This window comes from Leptospira weilii (assembly GCF_006874765.1).
GTDB classification, from domain to species: domain Bacteria; phylum Spirochaetota; class Leptospiria; order Leptospirales; family Leptospiraceae; genus Leptospira; species Leptospira weilii.
Genome location: NZ_CP040840.1, coordinates 1,827,697 through 1,835,000, shown reverse-complemented (window position 1 = coordinate 1,835,000; position 7,304 = coordinate 1,827,697). Strand labels below are relative to the sequence as shown.

Genomic DNA, 7,304 nt, shown 5'->3' with positions numbered 1-7,304 from the left:
CCTTGTTCCAAAATAGCAAGATCCGATTTTCCACGACAAGACGCGCTTAACGTTTGTCGCTTTAACGCGCTTATTACCAGGCCTAAAAAATAGCCGTAGGATTCCTTTACCTTGTAGAGTTCAGGTTTTACGTCCAGGGAAACGAAAAAAGTAAAATTCAGATTTTCTTCGGGATGATGAACGACTGTCCCTCCCCCGCTCGCTCTTCGAACGATTGTGGGAAATTCTTTGTCGAAACGTTTCCTAGATTTAAAACCCCGAATGGAATCCGAATCGTTTATTCCGGAAATTTCTTTCGGGTTTTTCGAAATCGAATTTCGATTTTCTGACGCGGTCGAATTTGTTCGGCTCTTTTCGGATTCCAAAGTTATGTTTAGAATTTCCGGCAAAACCGTATCCTCCGCCCGCTCCGAAAGTCCGAGCACGATGGAAAGCGGATTTCTCCAAATTCTAAGTCCCGCTCCGTAACCGGACGATACGAAATGAAGTCCGATGGCTTCCTCAATGGCAAGATTGTAAGAGGCGGATCTCTTTGAGTTTTGTAGGAATGCAAATGTACGCATACGATATGAGGGCAAAAATCCGAATTTTATTCCAAATTTTTCGAATACCGAAACCCTTACAGTTTCAAATATTCACTTTTGAGAATAAAGGATCCTTTCGAAACGATCCGTGCCCCCTCCTCTTTGAGACCGACCTTGATGACAATCTCGTCTCCCACGGTATCTCCCGTGATCACTTCGACGGCTTCAAAACTTCCGTCATCGTTCTGAAGAAACACGATGGACTTTCCTTCGATTTCATGAACGGCTTCGAGAGGAACAGTTCGTCTCGGTTCCGCTCCCGTATCGGCGACGATTCCCTTTACTTTTGCGGTTACGGATTGGCCCGGTTTTAATTTTCCGTTTCGGTTAGAAACCATGATTCTCAATTTCGCAGTTCTTTTAACATTGTCTAAAACGGTTCCTACGTATGCGACTTCGCCGCGGATACCGGGAGATTCCTTATCTCCCAGAGGATAGATATGCGCCTCGGCTCCTTCGGAGATCGTGCCTAGATCTTTTTCATACACTTCCAAAAGAACCATCAAATTGGTAAGATTGGCGATGGTGAACAAATCTTCGTTTCTTGTGACCTGTTGACCTTGAACCGCTTTTCTTTCGGTAACCTCTCCGTTGATCGAACTTCTCAAAACGAGATTGGAAGAAACGTAAACCCCTCTTTCAATCCCAGCGATTTCCGCGGGAGTAAGCCCGTAGTTTTCAAGTTTGATCCGAGTTGTCTCCACTTCGATCTTTGCCGTTTTGTATTGCATATTCGCAAACTCGTAATCTTTGGCGGAAGTTACCTTCATATCGAAAAGTTCTTTTGCACGATCGGCTTGTAACTTTAACGCTTCGAGACTAGCTCTCGCTTTCACGTAAGAAGCCTCTACTTCCCCGAGCACCACGGAAGAAAGAATCGCAAGCGGAGAACCCTGACTCACACGATCCCCTTCTCTCACGAGAACCTTTTTGATTCTCCCTTCGACCGTCGAACCGGCTCTCGCCATACTTTCGGGATCGTAGGAAATCCTTCCGGGAAGAGCAATCTCATCGACCGCTGAAATTTCTTTCAGAGCGACAAACGTCAAGGGATGTCTTTTTAATATTTCTTCGGATACGGTAAATCTGTTTTTATCGACGACGGTTTGCCTTTTCTCTTCCGGTTTTTTAAAGAAGAATTTTCTGTATCCGAAATATCCGGCGCTTAAGGCCGCGAGAAGAACGAGAATAATCTTGTATCGTCTTATGATCATACGAATCTCCGAGATAGGATTTATTCCCTCTCCGTTTTTTTTCCGACCGCCGCCTTATATATTTCGACCGCGTTGTAATAGAGGTACAACACTTCGTAATAATCTCTGAGAACCGTAAGATAATTTTTCTCGGCTTGGAGAAAGGTTACCTGGTCGGACGCGCCGCGGACATACGCTATTCTGGATTTTTGCTCCAACTGTTTGTTCTTTTGCAACAGATTAATTCTTTCGTACTTTGCAAGAAGATCCTCTCTCGCAAGAAGTTCCTTCTTGGAAGCCTCAATCTCTTCGTCGACTTCTCTTTTTTTTGCCTCGAGTGCAAGTTCGAATTTCTTGTGTTCTTCTTTTGCGGAAAGAACCTTACCCTGACCTCTGTCGTTTAAAGGGAGAGGAACGGTCGCAAAAACACCCGCATAGTGTTCATTGCCTTTGATTCTCCATTCTCCCCCGACTTGTACGTAACCGAGCGCTTCCCTTCTCTGGAGATCGATGTTAAGCTTTTTCTCTTTGACTCTTTCTTCGAGTGCGGCGATATCGGGACGGTTGACCGTGGTAATCTCTCTGAGCCTGAGTCCCAAGTCTTCCAAGGATTTAAATCTCATCTCCGTCTTAAACGCAAAGATTCCTTCCGCTTCCCGAATTCCGGAAAGAATTCGAAGTTCTTTTTCCACAAGCTGTCTACGAACAAGCGCGTCGCGGTAGAATTTTTCGACCTGAATTCTTTCCAACTCGAGTCTTTCGTATTCGAGAGGAGAGATGTCGCCCTTTTCAACTCGAAATTTCGTAAGTTCCAGAAGATCGCTATAATTTTCATAAAATTCTTTATTATAATCTACTAAATTTGTAAGAAAGATATAAGCCCAATAGTTCTGTCTGAGCCTGAGCCGAAAAAGCCTATCGAAGTTGTCAAATTCTCCCAAAACCGCTTCAAAAGATTTTTTTGCCACCTTAGAGCGAAGCGAAACCACTCCGTACACGTCCAGATCCTGATAAAGCGCCGGTGCCACTTCCATATGTCCTCCTTGAGAGCCGTTGGCTCCGAGAATTTGTGGACCGGACGAACCCCCTCCTCCGGGGACTCCGATGAACTGCTGTTGGAGTTGTATGGTCGGATTTCTGTAGAGAGAAGCTGTGATCACTTTTCCCCTTTCGATTCTCATATTTTGTTTTTCCGCGAGATAAAGAGGATTGTTGGAAACCGCATACTCCGTCAGTTTTTCCACATCCCAGTCTATGACCTTTCCGGAAAAAGAAGGAATCGGATTCGCCTCAACTTCCGTTTGCGTTTGTCCTTCTTGAAAAATGGGAGACTTTTTTTCGTCAAAGGAGGGGCCCGATTTTTTCTCTTCCGCTACGAAATGAGGCTCGAAAGGAATTACTTCCGGGTAAATCCAAGACAATGGGAAAACAAATCCGAGAAAACCAAAAACAAAAATTGTATTCGCGAACTTTCCAGGTTTGAACCCGCGCATTCTTCTATTTTCCGTTTTCCCCAAAAAGAAAATCGGAAGTTTAAAACGAACCCAAGCCCCAACTTCATTCCGATATTGCTTCGGAAAATTCCTTACTTCGTTTTTAAAAAACGATTCTCCTCTTGGAGTTCTTAAAACATTCTGTGAAGATACCATTTCCCCTGCACTTTCTTAAAGTATGGATTGATGAGTTCTTTCTCCAGCTGCATATTATCTTTAAATTTAAGTTTCAATTCGCATTCCGTCATACTTTCATAATAGAACTCGACCTCGATTCCCCCCGAAAGCAAAAACAAATCCCGAACCGTTCTTACGTTTTCAGAATTCTTCTGCTTTTTCAAAAGTTCCCGCTCGAAAAAATAAGTCTCGAAATAATTTCCTTTTTTGGAAAGTTCCTTTTTGATTTCTTCTCGGGTCCAAATTCCTTTCAGATCCAAGAGCAATCCGTCTTTTGGAGAAACGCGATCCGGTAATTTTGAAAAATTTTTCCCTACCGTATCTTCCACCAGATTTTTTATCAGAAGTAAAATTTCAGCCGTATCCTTACTATGATCTCCTGTGTGACCCGCAAGAAAGATCTTTCCGGCCCGAATTTCCGTTTTTTTTAAGTTCGTTTCGGATTCCTGCCCCGAAATCAAATTGTAGGAGAAAGTCAAACCTAAGAAAAAGAATATCCCGCATATTTTTCGAGGCAAAGATCGTTTGGAAAGAAAGTTCATTTGCTGTGTCCTCAAACAGCAAACGTACTCAGTCTCTGAAAATCAATCCGAAAGTCGAAGTATAGTGACGAAATGTATTTGTGTTCGGAGTTCATCTCCCAGACGCCGAAGGGAATCGATACTTTCTTACGGTAGGTTGACAAACACTTTCGAAATTTAAGGTAAAATCTTAGTGCCTGGAATTTCTAATACGAATTTGGAACCGAATACTTTACCGGGGGTCGTAAAACCCGCTTGGAATTTTCCTTTCTCCACTTTGGCAACGGCCGCTAATGCGGATTCGACCGTAAACTCGTAGGCTTCCGAACAACGCATTCGAATCGAAACTTTTTTCGAATTCGCTTCGGTCCAAGCCTCACCCCAAAGAAGAGCCGCCCCCTTTTTTCTTTTTTCTTCATTGGGGCCTCGAACTGTCAGTTCTACGAGTTTCTGCATTCCTTTGAGAATCAGAGAGTTTTTTAAAAATAAAGCCGTAGGTTGTAACAGTTTTAAAATCTTAGTTTGAAACTCGGGCAAAGAAGAATATACCGTGATGTTCGGAATTCCGGTGGAGATAAAAGAAGTAAAAACGTCTCCCCAGGGAATCGCAAAAAATTCCGCATATTTCCCACTGATCTCCACGACCTTTTTCAAACTCAGTTGAGGAATGGTTTCGATCTTTCCGTTTCTCCTCACCCTACTTCCGTGAGGAAGTTGAGCGAGCATACTTTTTAAGGTTCCTCCGGAAATATCCGTAAAACCCGAAAAACCAAGTTCCAAAGAATGTGCCTTGGGAAGTTTTTCCTTGAGCATCACCGCGAGACAATCCGTAGGTACGACATCGAAGCCCACTCCCGGAAGAAGCATTACCTTTTTTGCAAGCGCTTTAGAAGATAGAGAATGAAGCGTTTCATATACGGAAATTTCTCCCGTGATATCCAGATAGTGGACCCCGGCTTCGATACAAACTTCCGCCATTGGAAGTGCAGTTTCTATAAAAGGGCCGGCGCAATGCAAAACCAAAAAACAATCCAAGATTTGAGCCTGAACTTCTTTTGGATTCCCCAAAGAAAAAATCCTGTATGGGAGACCGAGTTCTTCCGCAAGAGGACGAATCTTCGATTCGGATCTTCCCGCAAGGATAGGTTTTTGCCCCCTTTCAACAGCCTTTCTTGCGATCAATTCTCCGCTATAGCCGTTTGCTCCGTATAAAAGCCAGTTTTTTTTCTTAGCCGCCATAAAGGCCAGATTTTTCTCAATCGGAAGAATTCGTCAAGTTTTGACGGAAATTTTCACAAGTACGATCCAAGAATCTATTCCGAGAATTGACTTTGAAACGGTCCGACATCATTTCACTTCTTGATCATCGTTTAAAATCAGATAGACTTCTACCAAAATTCGTTCGAAGACGCCCTTCCTAGTTTTTGATCCCATATCCGAAACGGATCTAGGATCATGCAAAATACGAAAATCACATATCGTCACTCAAGCACTTTCGCCTCTCATTCCGAATATATCGAAAACGGCTAACTACGAAAAAGTTTTCGAACAACTACCGATTTCTATAAAATAACGTGAGTTCGGCGGTTGAAAATGAATCGGTATTCCTTTCCCGGGATCAGAAAACCCATTCTTTCCGATTTTTTCCCCAATAGATCGCTTTTTTCCAAAAGAAGTTATTACACGACATCCCAATTTAGGATGATTCGATTTACCATAACGGTTGTGACGAAAAACGACCGCACTTGAGTGATGTTTTTGAATTGACCAAGAAAGTATTGAGGAACAATCTTAAAGAAGAACTTACTAGAGGCGTTATGGAAATCAATCTTGTCACGATCGCAATTCCATTTTTCTTTTTATTAATCTTTTTGGAAATTGGGTTTTCCGCGTATCACAAGCGCAAACTCTATCGACTGAACGATTCGATCAACGATCTCTCAACGGGAACTGCAAGCCAGGTTGTGGGAGTTTTTTCGAAAACAATTACTTTAGCCGCTTACATCTATATCTATCAAAATTTTAGAATCTTCAACCTTCCTTCTTGGCCAAGCGAAGTTGTTTCCGGAGCTATGTTAGGACTTAGTTCTCCAACTTGGGCCTGGATCGTTGTCGTAGCAGTTTGGATCCTTTGTTTTATCGGTTACGATTTAGCCTATTATTGGGCTCACCGTCTGAGTCACGAGGTTAATTTTCTTTGGGCGGGACACGTTGTGCACCATCAAAGTGAAGAATATAATCTTACGGTCGCTTTAAGGCAGGCGAGCCTTCACGGACTTTTCACCTGGGTGTTTTATCTCCCTTTGGCCCTAATCGGTTTTTCTCCGATCGTTATGCTTCTGAACGGACAACTCAATCTGATTTATCAATTCTGGATTCACACAAAAGCGATCGATAAACTTCCTCGTTGGTTTGAGGCGATCTTTAACACTCCCTCTCATCATAGAGTTCACCACGGAATCAACCCAAGATACATCGATAAAAATCACGGCGGAACGTTGATCGTTTTCGACAAATGGTTCGGAACCTTTGAACCAGAATCGGAGGAACCGGTTTACGGAACCGTTAAACCTCTTCGTAGTTTCAATCCGATTTGGGCTAATCTTCACTACTGGTGGGAAATGATCGAACTCGCTTGGCGTTGTCCTCGTTGGTCGGATAAGATCAAAGTTTTCTTCGCCCTTCCCGGCTGGAGGCCGGAAGAACTCGGTGGTCAGTATCCGATTCCAGAAGTCGCCCCAAATACATTCCATAAATATGATATTGATCTTCCCAAAGGATTAAGTCTGTATTCTCTCGTGTGGTTTATTATTTCCGTAGCATTGGCGTTCGGAATGCTCGTCAAGATAGGATCTCTTTCTTGGTTCAACATAGGAGTCATCAGTCTGATTACCTTAATTTCTTTGCTTGCGATCGGCGGAATTTTGGAAAGAAAACGCTGGGCTCTTTTTGTGGAGCCGATCCGTATGGCGATTCTAGTCGCGGGCGCTTACGCGCTTTCAGAAGAAATGAATATCACATTAGGTACCCTTGCTCTAGGTGCGGTTTCCATGATGTGGTTTCTAAGCCATAGAAGCGTCTTTGCTTTCATCCAGGAAATCAATCCGGTTCAGGAAATTCTAAAAAGGACCGCTTAAAAAATCACAGACTTTAGGTTCGGCTATCCTATCGAACAGGATAGCGAACACAATTGAGTTGTTGAAAAATTCAATAGTGGAGATTAACAAAGCATTCCAATTGCCCGTTTCAATGAAATAGATGGAGAAGTAATTTTTCAACAACTCTAATATGAATCGGAACATTTATAAATAGTGGAAAGTCGTTGTTAGAAAGTAA

General features: G+C 42.9%; 6 protein-coding genes (1 of these 6 running past the window's edge). 1 reads left to right on the top strand and 5 read right to left on the bottom strand.

Translation table 11 applies throughout. The annotated features are described in order from the left end of the window. The 5 genes from FHG67_RS08615 to FHG67_RS08595 form a co-directional block, all read right to left on the bottom strand. Window positions 1–563, bottom strand: partial view of a lipoate--protein ligase family protein gene (locus tag FHG67_RS08615; RefSeq protein ID WP_004499061.1) — the 5' portion only. It extends 358 nt beyond the left edge of the window; 563 of the gene's 921 nt are visible here — the first part of the coding sequence; its start codon is at window positions 561–563; its stop codon lies beyond the left edge, outside the window. 56 nt (window positions 564–619) lie between these two features. Next, window positions 620–1,804 (bottom strand): efflux RND transporter periplasmic adaptor subunit, encoded by a 1,185-nt coding sequence (locus FHG67_RS08610; protein ID WP_172616527.1) that lies wholly within the window; start codon window positions 1,802–1,804, stop codon window positions 620–622. 14 nt (window positions 1,805–1,818) lie between these two features. Further along, the gene (locus tag FHG67_RS08605) at window positions 1,819–3,426 is read right to left on the bottom strand and encodes a TolC family protein (RefSeq protein ID WP_004497623.1); all 1,608 of its coding nucleotides are present in this window, start codon (window positions 3,424–3,426) and stop codon (window positions 1,819–1,821) included. Next, window positions 3,402–3,989 (bottom strand): hypothetical protein, encoded by a 588-nt coding sequence (locus FHG67_RS08600; protein WP_002622951.1) that lies wholly within the window; start codon window positions 3,987–3,989, stop codon window positions 3,402–3,404. The genes FHG67_RS08605 and FHG67_RS08600 overlap by 25 nt, the downstream gene beginning before the upstream one ends. A 156-nt stretch (window positions 3,990–4,145) precedes the next feature. Continuing rightward, complete coding sequence (locus FHG67_RS08595) at window positions 4,146–5,207, bottom strand: saccharopine dehydrogenase family protein (RefSeq protein ID WP_142499739.1); 1,062 nt, start codon at window positions 5,205–5,207, stop codon at window positions 4,146–4,148. A 578-nt stretch (window positions 5,208–5,785) separates the two neighbouring features. Here FHG67_RS08595 and FHG67_RS08590 point away from each other — a divergent pair. Continuing rightward, window positions 5,786–7,105 carry a sterol desaturase family protein gene (locus FHG67_RS08590; protein WP_026054352.1) on the top strand — a complete coding sequence of 440 codons (1,320 nt, stop codon included), beginning with the start codon at window positions 5,786–5,788 and terminating at the stop codon, window positions 7,103–7,105. Window positions 7,106–7,304 lie beyond the last annotated feature (199 nt).

Bases quoted from the DNA above. Each gene is read 5' to 3' on its own strand.
- FHG67_RS08600 (WP_002622951.1), bottom strand. From the start codon at position 3,989: ATGAACTTTCTTTCCAAACGATCTTTGCCTCGAAAAATATGCGGGATA.
- FHG67_RS08590 (WP_026054352.1), top strand. From the start codon at position 5,786: ATGGAAATCAATCTTGTCACGATCGCAATTCCATTTTTCTTTTTATTA.
- FHG67_RS08605 (WP_004497623.1), bottom strand. From the start codon at position 3,426: ATGGTATCTTCACAGAATGTTTTAAGAACTCCAAGAGGAGAATCGTTT.
- FHG67_RS08595 (WP_142499739.1), bottom strand. From the start codon at position 5,207: ATGGCGGCTAAGAAAAAAAACTGGCTTTTATACGGAGCAAACGGCTAT.